Source organism: Shinella sp. R2-11 (genome assembly GCF_055330205.1).
This window is the reverse complement of the sequence record NZ_JBVAPC010000026.1, coordinates 1-772: the sequence shown is the minus strand read 5'-3', so window position 1 is coordinate 772 and position 772 is coordinate 1. Positions and strand designations below refer to the sequence as shown.

Annotated in this window: 1 protein-coding gene; it reads left to right on the top strand. The window is 62.3% G+C overall.

Features of this window, described 5'->3' with window-relative positions:
- Positions 1 to 16 precede the first annotated feature (16 nt).
- A partial coding sequence (locus tag ACZ1A1_RS24920) for a carbohydrate ABC transporter permease (RefSeq protein ID WP_463622061.1) occupies positions 17 to 772 on the top strand: 756 nt, incomplete at its 3' end.

Here is a 772-nt window from a genome sequence, read left to right as displayed (position 1 = left end):
TCGGAGGCAAAGGCCGATGAGCGCGCAAAGCCCCGACAACATCATCTCGCACGGCCGCCTGACGCGCGCCCTCATCTACACCGCGCTCATCGTCTTCGCGTTCTACTACCTGCTGCCGCTCTATGTGATGCTGGTGAACTCGCTGAAGCCGCTGGAGGAGATCCGCCAGGGCGGCATGCTGAACCTGCCGAAAGAATGGACGATCGAGCCCTGGATCTCCGCCTGGTCGACGGCACAGATCGGCGTGCAGCCGACCGGCCTTCGCCCCTTCTTCATCAACTCGATCCTGATGGTCGTGCCGGCCGTCGCGATCTCCACGATCATCGGCGCGCTGAACGGCTACGTGCTGACCAAGTGGCAGTTCAAGGGCTCGAACGTCTTCTTCGGCCTGCTGCTGCTGTCCTGCTTCATCCCGTTCCAGATCGTGCTCATCCCGATGGCACGCATCCTCGGGATGATCGGGCTGGCCGGCTCGCTCTGGGGGCTGATCCTCGTGCATGTCGTCTACGGTCTCGGCTTCACGACGCTCTACTTCCGCAACTATTATGAGAACTTCCCGACCGAGCTGGTGCGCGCGGCGCAGATCGACGGGGCGAGCTTCTTCCAGATCTTCTACCGCATCCTGCTGCCATCCTCCGGCCCGATCATCGTCGTCTCGGTCATCTGGCAGTTCACCAATATCTGGAACGACTTCCTGTTCGGCGCCTCCTTCTCCGGCGCATCGACGACGCCGATGACGGTGGCGCTCAACAACCTCGTCTCCTCCTCGACG